Origin of the sequence: Nitrobacter sp. NHB1 (assembly GCF_036964665.1) — a bacterium.
Taxonomy (GTDB): domain Bacteria; phylum Pseudomonadota; class Alphaproteobacteria; order Rhizobiales; family Xanthobacteraceae; genus Nitrobacter.
The window spans coordinates 95,827-111,450 of record NZ_JBAMDA010000004.1 but is presented as its reverse complement, the minus strand read 5'-3'; the positions used below and the strand labels follow the sequence as shown (position 1 = coordinate 111,450).

Below are 15,624 nucleotides of genomic sequence, written 5' to 3'. Positions count from 1 at the left end.
GTCATGCGCTTGCGTCGCCTCGACCTTACTCGATATGGCAAGTTCACTGATCGCAGCATCGATTTCGGTGAGCGGACGGACGGTCAACCGGACCTGCACATCATCTATGGGCCGAACGAAGCCGGCAAGTCCACCGCATTTGCGGCCTTTCTCGACCTACTGTTCGGGATCGGTTCGCAGAGCCCGTTCGACTTCATCCATCCATACCCGACGATGCGGATCGGTGCGGCATTGGACGTCGCTGGCGAAACGCGGGAGTTCGCGCGGATCAAACGGCCGCAGAACAGTCTCCTCGACGGAGCCGATCGCACCCTGCCCGAGGCCGCAATCCGGGCCGAACTTGGCGGTATCGAGCGCGATGCGTATCGCACCATGTTCTCGCTCGATGATGAGACGCTTGAAAAAGGCGGCGAGAGCATTCTGGCGAGCAGGGGTGATCTCGGACAATTGCTGTTTTCGGCGAGTGCGGGCCTCTCGCATCTTAGCGACAAGCTCGTCGGGTTGAAGGGAGAAGCGGACGGCTTCTACAAGTATCGTGCTCGCACGGGAGAACTCGCTGACCTGAAGGCGCGGCTTGCAGATCTCAAGGCGGAGCGCGAACAGTTCGACACGCTCGCGTCCGATCACGCCCGGCTTATAGACACGCGCGACCATTCGTCCGCGCAATATGATGAGGCTGTTGAGGAGCGGGGGCGAATCCATCGACGCAGCGATGAGATCCAACGCTATCTCGCGGCGTTGCCGCGTCTCTTCGCCTTGCGGGGCATCCACGCGCGTCTCGCGCCGCTGGCTGATGTGCCAGCGGCCCCTCCGGCATGGGCCGCAGAGCTGCCCCAGCTCCAAAAGCAAGAGATCGAGCTCGGCGTCAAAACCAGAGCGATCGCTGAGCAGATCGATGAACTAGTGGTCGAACTCGCCGAGGTCGTCGTTGACGAGGCCGCGTTGCGCCTTGAGGAGCGCGTTGAACGGTTAGCCGATTTGCGTGCGCGCCACGTGACTGCCGACAAAGATATTCCCGAGCGGCGTTTGCAATTGCGTCAGCTCGATCTCGCGATCTCTGGGATCCTGCAGCGCATCGAGCGATCCGACGAACCAGATCCCAAACGCCTCGTGCTATCTGCGGCGACCATCGGCCGATTGCGCGATCTGATTGAATCCCGCTCGGGCATCGAAGGCACGACGCGCAACGCCACGCGAGAATTGGCCGAATCGCGTCAGCGCCTCGACGAGACGACGTCGAGACTGCCCGAGAGCGAATCCGATCCTCAGCTCCGTGTCGAGCGGGATCGTGCGTTTGCCGAGCTTGTCGTCGTGGTCGAGGCGCTTCGCTCCGCCGACCACCATGTTCGGCGCCGGCTTGCAGAGCGCGCCCGCGAAGCCGCGCTCGATTTGCTGGCTGATCGACTTGCCGCCTTGGGACCATGGCACGGCACCGTCGACGAGCTTATCACTATGCAATGTCCCGCTGCCGACACCCTGCAGCGTTGGAAGGTAGCGCGAGGCGAGGCCGAGGCCGCAGTGATGCGCCACCAGGCCGAGGTCGAACGGCTAACCACGCTGGTTCGGCACTGTGAAGCCGAAGAGGCGAGCTTCGCTTCTACGACCGGCATCGTCTCCGATCACGAAGCTGCCGACATACGGGCGCGGCGCGAGCAGACCTGGGCGGCGCATCGGCGCCTTCTGGACGCTGACTCCGCCGAGACATTTGAGGCGGCGCTGCGTCAGGACGACATCATCAGCGCGAGTCGCTTCTCACACATTTCCGAATTGGCGAAATTCCATCAGAGCGGACAGGTGCTGGCCCTCGCGCGAGCGGACCGCGACCGTGCTGTAGAGCTCAGCGAGCGTTCCGCCACAGCGTTGGCGGCGATCGACGTCGATATCGCTGCAGATGTGCAGCCGATCGCCTCGCATTTTGCAAAGGCGCCATCACTGCCGGACGTCGATGCCTGGATCAACCGCCGCGAGAAGGCCCTCGAGGCGAATGCGGCCGTGCGGACCGCGGAACGGGACATGCGCAATGCCAACGCTGACGGCGCAGCTGCTGTCACGCGGCTGACGGCTGCGATGACAGTAGCCGGGCTGCCGCCCGCTTCCGATGCAAGCTTCGACGCCATGCTTGCCCGCGCCCAAACGACGCTTGATCGGGAAGCCGAACTGCGCCGTCTACGCGGCGAAGTGGATGAACGCCAGCGTGATGTCGCCTCGCGTGAACGGGCGGCAGAGCAGGCGGGATTGGACGAGCGTACCTGGGACGAAACCTGGTCCACGACATGTCGCGGGTGCTGGCTTGGCGAAGGGCAGGTGCCGGCGATCGGCGCTGCCCGCGAAGTCCTCTCTGCGATCAGCGAGCTCTCGCCGACGATCGAGAAGCGGGCAGCGCTCATTGACCGCATCGAGAAGATGGAGAGAGACCAGCTTGCGTTCAGTGAAGAAGTCGCCGCTTTGACGACGCTTGTGAAAATCGACGCCAGCGTCGCCCCAGCTCTCGAGCTGGCGCAACGTGTCGCCGAGACGGTCCGAAGCGCGGGCGCAGCCCGCGAGCGTCACTTGAATCTGACGAATCGGCTCAAAGACGCAAGGGCGCGGCAGCGCGAACTCGCCGAAACGACCGCGGTTCACGATGAACAGACCGATCGGATGACGGCGTTTTTCGAGGTCGCCTCTTTGGAGGAGGTGGCCCAGAAGCTGTCCGATATCGGTCGACGCACCGATCTCGTCGAACAGGCCCGGCAGGCGGAGCAAGATATCGTCGAGGCGATCCGCGCAGCGAATATTCAAAGTGCGGAGGTGGCACTGGATACAGCGGACCGGCCGGCCCTGGAGACCGAACTCGCCGAGTTGACGGCACGCGCGGACGATCAGGACAAGCGGTGTCACGAGCTGTTTGCTGCGAAGTCGGCGGCCGAAGATCGCGTAGAGGCGATCGGCGGCGATGCGAGAGTTGCCATTATCGAGGAGCGTCGACGCACGACGCTGCTCGAGATCGAAGATGGCGCGATGCGCTATCTGCAGCTTAGAGCCGGCATCGCGGCCACCCAGCAGGCGCTCGCGACTTATCGCGAACGTCATCGCAGCTCCATGATGACGCGCGCGTCGGAGGCATTCCGAACCATCAGCCGTGGCGCCTATAGAGGCCTCGTTGCCCAACCTGGCAGGGATGGCGATACATTGATTGCTGTCTCGGCGGAGGGTGGCTCAAAAGCCGCTGACAAGCTCTCCAAGGGAACCCGCTTCCAGCTCTATCTCGCATTGCGTGTCGCGGGCTACCACGAGTTCGTGCGAGCTCGCAGCTCGGTGCCCTTCGTCGCGGACGACATCATGGAGACATTCGATGATTTCCGCGCGGAGGAGGCGTTCCGCTTGTTCGCAGAGATGGCTCAGGTCGGCCAGGTGATCTATCTCACCCATCACCAGCATCTGTGCGAGATCGTCCAGCGGGTCTGTCCAGCGGCGCGGGTGCACCGTCTCCCGGAAGCAACATTGAACCGCAAAGTCGCCTGAAAAAGATGGTTGCGGGGTACCGGTAACATGGTGCGATGCCATTGCTGCGGGACGGAAGCCCTAAATGCGCCTTTCCAAGGTGTTTGACCCCGTCCTACAGATATGGTTGTCTGTCCGCTGTCCTAGGACTGCGGACGCGGCGTGGAGATGATGAAAAGCCAGGATTTAGTCGTTCTACTCAAGCTCGTGAGCTTGGAAGACGACGAACACAATAAGAGCCAGCACCTTGCTCGTCACAGGGGCGAGCCGGGCGATGATCCTTATTCGGTTCGAGGCCTGGAAGCGGCTCTCGGGATCAGCAAGACCGAGATCAGCGCTTCAATCAACCGCAGCTTAGCATCGGGCCTCGCAGTCAAGGACCGGAAGACTGGCCGCCCCAAGCCAAATCGGCGGCACCTGCGCGAATTCATCGTCCATGGTCTGAAATTCGTCTTTCCCGCCAAACCCGGGGCGATGCAGCGCGGGCTGCCGACGGCCTTCGCCGCGCCCGTCCTCAAGGAATCTCTCCACAGCGCAGGCGACCTCATCAGCGTGTGGCCCTACGCGCGCGGACGAGACCTCGGCCAATCGATCGAACCACTGTTCAAGACTGTGCCGGAAGCGGCCGAGAAGGACGACGGCCTCTACGCTTATCTCGCACTCATCGATGCCATACGACTTGGCAATCAGCGAGAAGCCAACTTGGCTGCAGACGCGCTCGCAAAGAAGTTGGCATGACGGTCCAGGGGCAGCTGAAAGAGATGCTGAAGACCGTCGCCGTGGCTCTTGGCGACGATCTTCGCGCGCGCCTAGTCTTCGTTGGCGGCTGCACGACGGCTCTCTATATCACCGATCCCATTACGCTCGAGGGAGTGCGGGCGACGGACGACGTCGATCTCATCGTCGATCTCGCCGGCTTCGCAGCATGGGCTGAGCTGATGGATCAATTGCGTCAGCGCGGTTTCGCGGAGGCGCCGGAGGACAACGTCATCTGTCGAATGAAGCTTGGCGAGCTCAAGGTCGATTTCATGCCTGACGACGAAGCGATCCTCGGCTTCAGCAATCGCTGGTACGCGAAGGGCATCGAAACGGCCCTCCCCACGGCGCTTGACGAAGCTCTCGTGATACGGCGCCTTACGCCGCCGCTGTTCGTCGCGACCAAGCTCGAAGCCTACCGCGGACGCGGCGGCGGCGATCTTATCGGGAGCCGCGATGCCGAGGACATCCTGCTGCTCGTCGACGGACGAGAGGAGTTGACCGGCGAGGTGGCGGCCGCTGAACCCGAGATTCGCGACTACATCGCCGAACAGATCACGGAGCTGTTCCTCGCGGATAAAAACTTCGATCATTTTCTCGCAGGCAACATTCGAGGACCAGAGGGACGTGCCGAAATTGTCAACGATCGCCTGGAAGCGCTCAGTCGCGCGAGCAACCCGTAGATGCCCTTCGAAGTTCTATGGCACTGCCAGCAGGGGACGAGAACTCCGGACAACCGTGACTGCGTTGGCATCGGAATCCGCCGAGGGTCAATTTTGGCGATCGTCCTTGATGGATCGACCGTCGGATCTTCGAGTGGCGCATTTGCACGCGAGATTGCGCACAGGATAGTGGATTGGTTTGTGATCGGAAAACCCGAGATCACGGCTCAAAGCTTGAGCGAGGAGCTTCGCCGGACACACGCGGCGCTGTCAAATGACTTCCGGGGAGACTCGGCCAGTTATGTTCTCCTGTATGTCGGCCCTGATCCGTCGGCTCTCGTGCTCCACGCGGGCGATTGCCTGGTCGGTCGGCCTGATGTGTGTGGTGGAACCTCTTGGCTCACGACGCCGCACACGTTGTCAAATGCTGTCGCATCGATGCCGATCAGTGTGTTGGCAGGGGAGGCATCGCGTCATGTCTTGACGCGCAGTCTCCGTTCGAAGCGTTTTATCACGCCTGAACTAACGTCGATTGAGCTTGATGATCGCCCCTTGTTTGTTGCGACGGATGGATTCTGGGCCGAGCTCGACGCCAGTCAACAAGCAGCCTTTCTTGAGGGGCGGTTCGGAGCAGATGATCGCGAGCGCGATGATCGCAGCATTCTCATTATCTCTCGGAGCAAGGTTCGGTCAGTGACGAAGATCGCCGGATGCCACGCTCAATCGAGCGTCTATGCCCTGAGCGCGACCGACGCTTAGCTATGATACTTTCCAGAGCATCGTAAACGCGCGTTGATCCGCCTTCTTGGCGCTGCTCTGGATACAAGCGGGAAAGTTAATGATGCAGCGTAAGCCGCCGAACACCGACAAGCGACCAAGACGGCTTTACAAGTACCGAGCGTTCAGCAATTTGACACTTGAGATGCTCGTCGAGGATAGGCTGTTCTTCGCTGATCCCAGCAGTTTCAACGATCCTCTCGACAGTCGGCCATCCCTGGACACTGATCTTACAGCGCCCGAGCTCGAACGGATCTATGTTGGGTTCGTGAAACAGCGTGTCAGCGCTGAAATGAGCGCGGCGGCCAAATCCATCAAATACAGAGGCCCGAGGACCATCGAGCACATCGCCCGACAAGCCCAACGGCTTGCTACCGAGCGCTTGGCTGACATTCGCTACAATTCCACAAATCCGGATTATGAGATTAACGATCCCCTCCAGTTTCTCCTCGGCCAATATGTCGAGGAAGAGCTCCTACGCCGCTACGACAAGGGGATCGTGTCATTCGCCGAGCGTTCAACCTGTCCACTCATGTGGAGTCATTATGGCGACCAGCATAAGGGTCTCTGCATCGGCTATTCAATTCCTCTCGACGTGACGGCGATGGTTCACAAAGTCGAGTACGATGGCGGTCGGCTAGTGCACGCCAGCAGCGTCGCGGCGATGACCGAAGGCGATGAATGCGCCCGCAGGGAAGTCGATGCGGCCGTGCTGCTCAGAAAGGCGCCCAACTGGCGTTATGAGCGCGAATGGCGATTATTCGGTCCGCGCGGTCTCCAGGATTCGGCGCTCGAGCTTGAGGAGGTCGTTTTCGGCATCAGGTGTTCGCCGGCGGTGAAATTTGCCGCAGTGAAAGCTCTCGAAGGGCGGCAACGGGGTGTGGACTTCTTTGAAATGCGGGAACGCCATGGCACCTTCCAGCTGAAAAAATTCGCGCTTGATATAGATGAACTCTCGGCGTTCCTGCCGCGTCGCTCACGCTCGATTTACGAAGCCTTCGAATCCGTCGCGCTGCCGAATAGCTTCGACGAAGAACCGACAAAGTAGGAAAGGTTTCACGGCGGCTCCGCCTTGGCAAAGGCCGGCCATAGCTGGAATAATGCTCCGCGACTATCGCGCGTACCGCGTTCCTCTATTTGGCATCGGCCCTTCGCAGCTCTTGAATTCCCTGTTGATAGAGCTTGACGTAGCGCCGGTGCAGAACATGAAACCCCTCCGCTGAGGAGATTTCGGGGACAAGGGTGAGCAGTACCCGCGTCCCATTCAACAGAGACAATGCCATTAAGGACGCGGCGTCCTCAAGCTCGTAATGGTCGATTTTGGGCTCGATCTGCAGCCTGTCGATCCCGCTCGCGTCGGGCACAACATGGCGCTGGATGGAAGTCAGAGAGATATGGACAATGTTCGCCGAGAGTTCTCGATAGGAATGGGTAAGGCGTGGTAGGGCGGTGTCGATCTCCGATACCTGTAGCTTGGACTGCCGCTTCGGTAGGCTCTCTATGAAGTCGCTGAGAGTCTTGTCTGCCTCGCGCGCCAGACTGGGATTCTTTTTACGGAAGCGAATGGCGCGCGAGCGGCGGCTTGCTATATCGTCGTCCTTTAGACGCCTGAGATAGGTCGAATCCGTTTCAGCCATTTCGAGATGCAACGCACATTCAATGATCGCGCGGCAAATCGAGTAGAACGCAAGATCTCGCTTCGCTTCGATTACAACCAGGGCGGTTTGGAGTTCACTGCGGAGGCGAGCGTAGAGAGCGAGCACGACGGATGTTCGTCGCTCATGATCAGAATGCTTGGGTATCACATGCGTCAGCTGAAGCTGGTCGATCGCGACTGTGAAGTCCGCGAGCCACCTTTGCCAAGCTAGCCGTATGGGCATTGATCGTCCTTTCCCCAATCAGAGGCCTATTCAACAGCGATGGCTTCTGCACTGTTAGCTGTAACTGGACTTGCCCACAGGGTTCCCGCCAAGGCGGTCTGCCAGCGACTAGATCGGCGTGCATCTATCGTCAACATTCTACCCGTCGGAGCGCTTTGCGAGTTCAAGTTCGCTCTCGAAAACAAGGAAAAGCCCCGCCTCGCGGCGGGGCCTTCTTCGCCGCACCTTAGTCGCGGTTCGGGCGCGACCAGATGAGCGAGTGTCCTTCCTCGCCTTCCACCTCAACCAGCGTGGCGTAGATCGGAGCCGCGAAGCTCGGGTCGTCCAGCTTGACCGAAAGGTAGTCGCGGTTCTGCTCCTGCGACTTCTTCTTCCAGGCGGCGCCGAACTCGATCGTGCCGGCGAAGATGCGGTAGTCCGGGGCCTTGTCCGACGTGCGGTCGGCTGGGACGATCTTTGCCTTCACGGTGCCGAGGGCGAGAGTCTTGACGGAGCCGACGAAGCCGTTGCCGTTGACGGAGAAGTTGCCGATGGTAGCCATGTTCGTATCCTCTTTCGGTTCTCGGGCCGCGACCACCGCGGCCTCGATGGCAGTCGTTGACCGGAGGCGATTGGACCGCACCCGGAGGGCCGGCACGCAGTAGAGGGCGGCCAGGGCGAGGCTTTCTTGCCCCGCGAGGAATGGGCGCGTAGCGGCCAGGGGAAGAAAGTGGAGAACGGCCGTTGCGGTCTTGGAATCGAGGCAGAGCGCAGCGACGACGGCCTTCGGTTAGACATGCCAATTCGAGGACGCGCTGGGCGTGGCAAGCCGACCGATAGGATGTGACTGGCGACGGGCAACTCTCCTCGGCGATGGCCGGCATGCCGCCGATGAAACGAGCCTCCCATCCGAAGGACGTCCCCCCGCGATCGATGGGGCGGCAATACCCCTGAACGCGTTTCGATGTTCGCCAAGTTGTCGCCGCTTCGGGACGACGTCGATCCAGGCAGACCCGATCACCTCGGGCTAACAATGATGACCCGTCGCCGCACTGCCAGCCACGCGTCCGGCAGTGGCGGCGAGGAAGTCTCGCCACTCCGGGACGCTGAACACGCACAGCGGTGCGGCGAAGAAGGCCCCGCCGCGAGGCGGGGCCTGGGTGAGCTCGTGAAAAGAGAGAGTGAAGGACAAGAGAGTCCGGGCGCAAGTCTTCGCGCTCACGCCGCCTCGTCGACCTCGGCCGCTTTCGGCTGGAGATCGTGCAAATACGTGACGGCGCGCTGCGCATGCGCGGCAGCGGAGAAGATGAAGCGCTTGTCGTTGGAGAGCACTTCCAGCCACGATGCAAGGTAGCTCGCGTGATCGGCGCGGGGCTCCAGCTCCGGCACGATCCCAAGATCCGCGCTGAGGAAGCAGGCACCGAGCTCGGCAATCAACTCCTCGCGGGCGCGCTCGCTGCGGTCCCTGCCGTAGCGGCTGAGGTCGCGGTCAACGCGGTGTGCAGGCGCGGTCCAGTGCGTGTTATGCCGATGTCGGCATAACGTGCATTATGCCGATCTCCGGATTATGCCGCGCCGATGTGGGTTCCCGAGGACGGGGGCGCAGACTCAGCGCGGCATGTCGGCATAATCAGAGCGCCTCCAGGAATGCGAGCAGCTTGTCGCCGGGGCGGTATCGGCCAGGCTTCGCATCGACTGGCCGTGTCCGCGCCATCGCTTTCTCTTTGATCTGCATGTCGGCGTGGATGTACATCTGCGTGGTCTCGACCGATTCATGGCCAAGCCAGAGCGCGATAACGGTACGGTCGACGCCGTTTTGCAGCAGCTGCATCGCCGCACTGTGGCGCAGCACATGAGGCGTGATGCGCTTTGCCCGTAATGACCGGCACATCTTCGACGCCGTTGTCACGTGCGCGCGCACAATGCGCTCGATCGTGTCACGACTGAGCCGCGCACCTCGGTTGCTGACGAACAGCGGATCGGTCGTCGTCCCATTGCGCTCGACAAGCCATTCTCGAAGCACCTTGAGGCTGTCCTTGCGGATGGGCGTGGCGCGTTCCTTGCGGCCCTTGCCCATGCAGCGCACGTGAGCACCGGCGCCGAGCGCGATGTCACTTGCCGACAGCGTGATCAGCTCTGTGACGCGCAATCCCGTCTGAAGCGTCAGCAGGAGGATTGCCCGGTCGCGGCGGCCGTACCACGTTGTGATGTCCGGAGCCGCGATGACTGCCTCGATCTCGTCGCGGGTCATGTAGTCGATGACCCGTTTCTCGTGGCGCTTCGACGGCATGGCGAGCACGCGTTGGCAGTGATGCAGAAGTTGAGGCTCATTGACCGCGACGTACTTGAAGAAGGACCTGATGGCGGCGAGACGCGTGTTCCGGCTCCGAGCTGCGTTGCCGCGCGTTTTCTCGATATCAGCGAGGAACTGGCCGATCATGTCGGCGTCGATGTCGGCGATCTGCAGTGTCGTCGGCGCTTTCTTCAGTTGCTCTGCCGCGTATCGCAAGAGCAGGCGGAACGTGTCCCTGTAGCTGATGACCGTGTTCGGGCTGGCCTTCAGTTGCGTGCCGAGCCGCTCCGTGAAGAAGCGCTGCAGGTAGGGTGCGAGAGCATGCGTCTTCATCGCGCACCGCCCTTCTGGGACGCGCTCGCTGCAAGGGATCGTTCAGCCCGCGCCGACGCGAGTTGCAGCAGTTCCGGCACGGCTTCGATGTACCAATACGTGTGCTCCGGCTTCACGTGGCCGAGATAAGTGCTGAGCTTAATCATTTCGCGGTCGGGATCGAGCCCCTTGCGGTACCACCCCATGATCGTCCGGACCGCGAAGGTGTGCCTGAGATCATGGATACGTGGGCCGCGCCCATGTTTACGGAAGCGCTGAGGCACGCGCAGACCGAGATCCTGGCTAACGATCGCGAAGTTGTAACGTGCGCAACAATCAGTCGGACGCTCGCCGCTTTCGATCATGAAGAACGGGCCGGTCGTGGCGCCGAGCAACCGCGTGCGCTCGACGCGGTAGGCGCGGAGCCTGGCGACCGTGCTTGACGCCAGCGGTACGAAGCGGGCCGTGCCGTTCTTGCCGCGCTTCACCGTGATCACGCCTTCGTCGAGATCGACGTCGCCCTCATCGAGCGCGATGGCTTCGTTGATCCTGAGGCCCGTGACCGCGATCAACCCGAACAGGGTTGAGCACGTCCAGCCGCGGATACCGTAGCGCGACGGCAGTTTAGCTGCGCGTGCGACGATCATCTCAACTTCGGCCTCGGGGTAGATGTAGGGCTGGCCACGCCGCTGCTTGCCGGCGATCAGCCCGGACGGCGGCACCTCGGTGCGTGCATCGTGTCCCTCCAGCCAGTTGGCGAACACACGCACCATCCCAAGCCGCGCCGACCACGTATTGTTGTCGGCTTTGCCGAAGGTCTTCTTCCAGCGCAGGAACAAGTCGACCGTGATGTGATCGGTCCCCTGCCGATCGGCGAACCTGGTAAAGCCGCGCAGCACGCGGGCGGCGAACGACAGGTCGTAGCCGAGGCTGCGCCGCACAGCAATGTAGTCATCGAGACGTTCGGTTAGCGTGATCATGCGCGCGCTCCTTGCGCCCGGCGGCTCACGGCTTTTGCGGTTGGCCAGTCCGGCGCGATCGAGCGGAGGCCGTCGACGTCATGCCGCGCATAGATTGTCGTCGTCATGCGGGACCGATGACGGAGCACGTCGCCGATCTCGTCAAGTGATGCGCCTTTACGCAGCATGTCCGTCGCGAGGCTGTGTCGCAGCAGATGCGAGCCGACGTATTTCTGCGGTGGTCTGAGGCCGGTGCACTCGAATGCCCCTTTCAATGCTGAGTTGAGGATCTGTGAGTCGGCAAAGGGCCGATACGGAACCTTGGTGGAGACGAACAGCCTCCGTGACGTGCCGCGTCGTCCTTTACGGATGTAGTCCACGATGGCGCGGCCGACGTCCTCGGGTAGCGGCATACGATCGTGCCGCTTGCCCTTGCCGCGGATCAGGATTGTGCCGGCACGCCAATCGATGTCGTCAAGCTGGATGGCAATGACCTCCGGCGCTCTGAGGCCGAGGCGTGCGAGAACCATGAGCATCGCATAGTTGCGCCGTCCGGTCGGATCGGCCGACCAGACCGCATCGAGCAGCGTCTCGACCTCTTCGGGCTTCAGATAGCGCGGCAGCGTGCTCCTCGGTGGCTGCGCGACGCGCGGGACGGATGCCGCAAGATCGCGCTTGGTCTTCCCGCTCCAGAACAGAAAGCGGAACAGATTGCGCAGATGTGACGGCGGCGTCTTATCCCGTGGCGCCTTGCCATCGCTACGGAGCTTGCGCAGGAAGTCGACGATATCATGCGGCGTGATATCGTTCAGGTTGCCGAGCGTGTCGCCGAACCGGAAGGCCATGAAGCGATTGAGGAAGCAGACGCAGTGATAGATCGTCGCCTCCGTCAGCCCGCGCTGATCGCGAAGATAGGCCACATACTCCGATCGAAGGTGATCGAGCGGCGATGGCCGCACCTTCTTCGGCGCCGGCCGCTCGGCGACGCCGGCCTCGACCAGCGCATCGATGAAGCGTTCCAAGCAGTATTGCTTCTGATCGTACTTATCCTGGTGCATCGACGCGAGCGTCGCAGTACGGACCTTCGACAGCGCCTGCCCGACCAGCTGTCCATTATGCAGCCCGCGTCGGGAGACCACCCGGCAAAGCAAAGCCGCCGCGCTGTCGTAAGTGCGCACCGTCGCAGCCGCATAACCCTGATCGTGCAGAAGTTTCAGGAACTTCAAGCGATACTGATCGAGCCAGTGCACCGACGCCGCAACTGTGTCCGTCTTTCTCTTCGTCATGATCGTCCTCTCTGTTGGATAGAGAGGAAACCTATCGGCGCACGTCGGCGCCCCGAAATCCGGGGCGCGGCAGCCTGTGGGAAACTCCGGATTATGCCGATGTCATCAGGCGTCAATCATTGCGGGGCAAGCTTTCCCGGCCGACGCACGGCATAATCCGGAGATCGGCATAATGAACGCATTCGTGCGCGAGGGTTGCCGTGTAGCTCTCGGCGTCGCGGAAGCTTTCGAACGGCGGCATCTGGATGACGTCGAGCGACGGCGAGAAGTAGGCTTTGTCGCCGCCGTGCCGGATCGTCGCACCGGTGTTGGCGAAGAATGCGTCGGCATGAGCGATGCGCTGCGCCGGCGGCACGGCCGGCGCGGCAGCCGCTGACTTGTAGTACTGCTCGGGAAGCCCGTCGATCTGGTCGACGCAGAACACCGTGTACGCGCGCAGGAACGGCACGATCCGCTCAACGTCGTCGCCGTTGTCGTTCGTGTCGGTCTTGATGACCTTGTTGGCATAGACCACCATCGTCCCGCTTTCGCCCTTGCGGATGTGGCCACCGAGTTCGAGCGACTGCTTGAACGTCATCCACGTCGAGAACGCAAAGCCACGCGCGACGGCTTCCGACCAGAGCAGCACGACGTTGATGCCTTGATATGGCATTCCATTGTGGCGCAGCGGTCGCGTGATCCGGCCGGCGGCGTTTGCTGCGCTCCACGGCCTCACCCACTGTCGCACCCCGCGCTCCAGGTCGGAGACAATGCGATCCGTGATGCGCGCGTAGACGTCAGCGCGCGGCTTCTCTTCCATCCTGCTCATTTCAGTAACCTCCGTTCGGAGGCCGCGCCCATCGCGGCCCGTCACGGCGGTCCGCTGCGAAGATCCATGCGGTTGCGCACGCTGTGGCGCTGGTCGTCGAAGTGACGGCAGGGACACGGCGCCGGAACGGCAGTGGAGGACGGCGGAGCCGTTGCGCTACCGCGTGGACCGAAGCATCGACCGAAGGCCGGTACGGGCCGTGATGGCGCGCTGTCTCAATTTCACCTTCGCGGCTCCTGGCCGTCTGCTCAGGCACTCCCAGCACGGCAAATTGCGCGCGCCTGCGATGTCAAAAGGGAGTGCCCTCGAGCCTCCTTCCAGGGTCTGTCCCGGGACACGTCTGGACCGGGACACGTCTGGACCGGGCCGCGACGAGAACCCAGTTAGGAAGTCTTTAATGAATTCTTCAGTGGCCCGGGAAGCTCGCCGATGATACGTTTGGAGCTGCCATTTCGGCACGGTGGGGGATTTGTGGGCGTACTCGAACGAAACAATGTGCATGTTCGCGGAACGGGCGCGCAAACCATGATTTTTGCGCATGGATTCGGTTGCGACCAGAATATGTGGCGTTTCGTCGAGCCCGCTTTCACGAGCAAATTCACGACCGTGCTGTTCGACCACGTCGGCGCGGGCCGCTCCGATTTGACTGCCTATGATAAGGCAAAGTATTCCACGTTATCTGGCTATGCCGATGACATCGTCGAAATCGGACGCGAGCTCAGCCTGGCTGACGCGACGTTCGTAGGCCACTCCGTCAGCAGCATGATCGGGATGCTCGCCGCGCAGAAGGCGCCGGGCATGTTTGGGAAACTGGTGATGATCGGGCCGTCGCCCCGATACATCGACGATGATAACTACGTCGGCGGTTTCAGCGAAACGCAGATTGAGGAGCTCCTTCAATTTCTCGAGACCAATCACATGGGGTGGTCAGCGCAGATGGCGCCCGCGATCATGGGAAATCCCGATCGGCCCGAGCTCGGAGAGGAACTGACTAACAGCTTTTGCAGAACTGATCCGGAAATCGCGAAATCCTTCGCGAGAACGACGTTCAAGTCCGACAACAGAGCAGATCTCGGCAAGGTCGATATTCCGACGCTGATCCTTCAGTGTAGCGACGATATTATTGCCGCGAAAAACGTCGGGGAATATGTTCACCGTTCTATCGCGGGGAGCGAGATCGTATTTCTTGAAGCGACCGGGCATTGTCCCAATCTCAGCGCGCCCGATGAAGTCGTCAGGGCAATGCAGACTTTTATTTAAGGCTACCGGTGGACAGCGGGCGCATCGACGATTTCGAGGACATGTTTGAGCGCGCGCCGTGCGGATATCTCACGCTGCTACCCAACGGACGCATTCAACGCGCAAATAAAACGCTGCTGAATTGGACTGGCCGCACCGCTGAAGAGATGGTGGGCAACCGGTTCAGCGACTTTCTGAATATGGCAGGCCGCATCTATTACGAGACCCACATAGCGCCGCTTGTGCGGATGCAAGGTTTTTTCAACGAATTCGCAATCGACATGACTACAGCGGCGGGCGAGCCGCTGCAGATGATCGCGAACGCGCTCGAGGGGCGCGATGCTGACGGCAAGGCACTATTCACGCGGCTGGCGTTAATCAGAGCTACCGATCGACGTCGCTATGAGCGGGAGCTTTTGAATTCTCGCGACGTAGCGAAGACGAGTCTGGAGAGCGAGCGCGAAACATCGGAGTTGCGAGAACAATTCATCGCAGTGCTTGGCCACGACCTTCGCAATCCTCTCGCTTCGATAAGCGCCGGCGCGCGTCTCCTGGGACGGGAAGCGAGGAGCGACAAAGATCATCAGGTGATCGCCATGTTAGAGACGACGGTCGTGCGAATGGCGGGCCTGATCGACAACGTTCTCGACTTCGCGCGGGGCCGGCTCGGGAGCGGGATCACCCTTGATCGCGATGCCAGCGCACCGCTTGAGCCTATGTTGCGGCAGGTGATCGATGAACTGCGAATGTCGTCGCCCGGCCGCCAGATTGAAACGGAATTTGCAATCGACCTCCCCGTCGATTGCGACCGGAGCAGAATTGGGCAACTGGTATCTAACCTCGTCGGCAACGCGCTCAGCCACGGCGCATCCAATAAGCCGGTACGCGTGAGCGCCAAGACGGAAAACGGGCAGTTTACGCTGTCCGTCGCGAATGCCGGCGAGCCGATTCCGGAAGCTGCCCTGGACAAGCTGTTCGAACCATTTTTTCGAGGCGAGGTGCGCGCTAGTCGCCAAGGTCTTGGCCTCGGTCTTCATATCGCAGCGCAAATAGCAAAGGCGCATGAGGGTACGCTGACGGTCAAATCAACGAGCCAAGAAACTCGCTTCAGCTTTGTGATGCCTCTTCGATGACGAAAAAGCCATTGCCGTACCTTTGGTACCGGCTGGAGTGGCTCGAACGACGATCTC

At 61.3% G+C, this 15,624-nt stretch carries 12 protein-coding genes and 2 pseudogenes; 7 read left to right on the top strand and 7 right to left on the bottom strand.

Annotated elements, in window-relative coordinates; all coding sequences use genetic code 11:
- The first annotated feature begins 3 nt into the window (after positions 1-3).
- The 5 genes from V4R08_RS17585 (at position 4) to V4R08_RS17565 (ending at position 6,726) form a co-directional block, all read left to right on the top strand.
- Positions 4-3,504 carry an ATP-binding protein gene (locus V4R08_RS17585; RefSeq protein ID WP_335580645.1) on the top strand — a complete coding sequence of 1,167 codons (3,501 nt, stop codon included), beginning with the start codon at positions 4-6 and terminating at the stop codon, positions 3,502-3,504.
- A gap of 150 nt (positions 3,505-3,654) precedes the next feature.
- Positions 3,655-4,221 carry a hypothetical protein gene (locus V4R08_RS17580; RefSeq protein ID WP_335580723.1) on the top strand — a complete coding sequence of 189 codons (567 nt, stop codon included), beginning with the start codon at positions 3,655-3,657 and terminating at the stop codon, positions 4,219-4,221.
- Positions 4,218-4,922 carry a hypothetical protein gene (locus tag V4R08_RS17575; protein WP_335580644.1) on the top strand — a complete coding sequence of 235 codons (705 nt, stop codon included), beginning with the start codon at positions 4,218-4,220 and terminating at the stop codon, positions 4,920-4,922. Before V4R08_RS17580 ends, V4R08_RS17575 begins: the two co-directional genes overlap by 4 nt.
- A 93-nt stretch (positions 4,923-5,015) precedes the next feature.
- Complete coding sequence (locus V4R08_RS17570; protein WP_335580643.1) at positions 5,016-5,660, top strand: hypothetical protein; 645 nt, start codon at positions 5,016-5,018, stop codon at positions 5,658-5,660.
- 79 nt (positions 5,661-5,739) lie between these two features.
- A complete protein-coding gene (locus V4R08_RS17565; RefSeq protein ID WP_335580642.1) occupies positions 5,740-6,726 on the top strand; it encodes a DUF2971 domain-containing protein in 987 nt (328 codons plus the stop codon).
- Between the two features lie 85 nt (positions 6,727-6,811).
- On the opposite strand, the gene V4R08_RS17560 is transcribed toward V4R08_RS17565, so the two are convergent.
- The 7 genes and pseudogenes from V4R08_RS17560 to V4R08_RS17530 all read right to left on the bottom strand — a co-directional run.
- Positions 6,812-7,441 (bottom strand): DUF5677 domain-containing protein, encoded by a 630-nt coding sequence (locus V4R08_RS17560; RefSeq protein WP_335580641.1) that lies wholly within the window; start codon positions 7,439-7,441, stop codon positions 6,812-6,814.
- Positions 7,442-7,784: 343 nt separating this feature from the next.
- On the bottom strand, positions 7,785-8,135 hold the full coding sequence (locus tag V4R08_RS17555; protein WP_335580640.1) for a DUF736 domain-containing protein: 351 nt from the start codon (positions 8,133-8,135) through the stop codon (positions 7,785-7,787).
- A gap of 620 nt (positions 8,136-8,755) precedes the next feature.
- Positions 8,756-9,055: pseudogene (locus V4R08_RS17550) on the bottom strand (zincin-like metallopeptidase domain-containing protein); the annotation flags it as partial.
- Between the two features lie 112 nt (positions 9,056-9,167).
- On the bottom strand, positions 9,168-10,163 hold the full coding sequence (locus V4R08_RS17545; protein WP_335580465.1) for a tyrosine-type recombinase/integrase: 996 nt from the start codon (positions 10,161-10,163) through the stop codon (positions 9,168-9,170).
- Positions 10,160-11,119, bottom strand: a complete 960-nt coding sequence (locus tag V4R08_RS17540) for a tyrosine-type recombinase/integrase (RefSeq protein ID WP_335580557.1) — start codon at positions 11,117-11,119, stop codon at positions 10,160-10,162. The genes V4R08_RS17545 and V4R08_RS17540 overlap by 4 nt, the downstream gene beginning before the upstream one ends.
- Positions 11,119-12,387, bottom strand: coding sequence for a site-specific integrase (locus V4R08_RS17535; protein WP_335580464.1), 1,269 nt, complete (start codon positions 12,385-12,387; stop codon positions 11,119-11,121). Before V4R08_RS17535 ends, V4R08_RS17540 begins: the two co-directional genes overlap by 1 nt.
- A 169-nt stretch (positions 12,388-12,556) precedes the next feature.
- Positions 12,557-13,195: pseudogene (locus V4R08_RS17530) on the bottom strand (ArdC family protein); the annotation flags it as partial.
- Positions 13,196-13,666: 471 nt separating this feature from the next.
- Between V4R08_RS17530 and V4R08_RS17525 the strand changes: the two are divergent.
- Positions 13,667-14,455, top strand: a complete 789-nt coding sequence (locus tag V4R08_RS17525) for an alpha/beta fold hydrolase (RefSeq protein WP_335580639.1) — start codon at positions 13,667-13,669, stop codon at positions 14,453-14,455.
- Between the two features lie 41 nt (positions 14,456-14,496).
- Positions 14,497-15,567 (top strand): PAS domain-containing sensor histidine kinase, encoded by a 1,071-nt coding sequence (locus V4R08_RS17520; RefSeq protein ID WP_335580722.1) that lies wholly within the window; start codon positions 14,497-14,499, stop codon positions 15,565-15,567.
- Positions 15,568-15,624: the final 57 nt, after the last annotated feature.

Bases quoted from the DNA above. Each gene is read 5' to 3' on its own strand.
- V4R08_RS17535 (WP_335580464.1), bottom strand. From the start codon at position 12,387: ATGACGAAGAGAAAGACGGACACAGTTGCGGCGTCGGTGCACTGGCTC.
- V4R08_RS17580 (WP_335580723.1), top strand. From the start codon at position 3,655: ATGAAAAGCCAGGATTTAGTCGTTCTACTCAAGCTCGTGAGCTTGGAA.
- V4R08_RS17585 (WP_335580645.1), top strand. From the start codon at position 4: ATGCGCTTGCGTCGCCTCGACCTTACTCGATATGGCAAGTTCACTGAT.
- V4R08_RS17545 (WP_335580465.1), bottom strand. From the start codon at position 10,163: ATGAAGACGCATGCTCTCGCACCCTACCTGCAGCGCTTCTTCACGGAG.
- V4R08_RS17565 (WP_335580642.1), top strand. From the start codon at position 5,740: ATGATGCAGCGTAAGCCGCCGAACACCGACAAGCGACCAAGACGGCTT.
- V4R08_RS17575 (WP_335580644.1), top strand. From the start codon at position 4,218: ATGACGGTCCAGGGGCAGCTGAAAGAGATGCTGAAGACCGTCGCCGTG.
- V4R08_RS17520 (WP_335580722.1), top strand. From the start codon at position 14,497: ATGTTTGAGCGCGCGCCGTGCGGATATCTCACGCTGCTACCCAACGGA.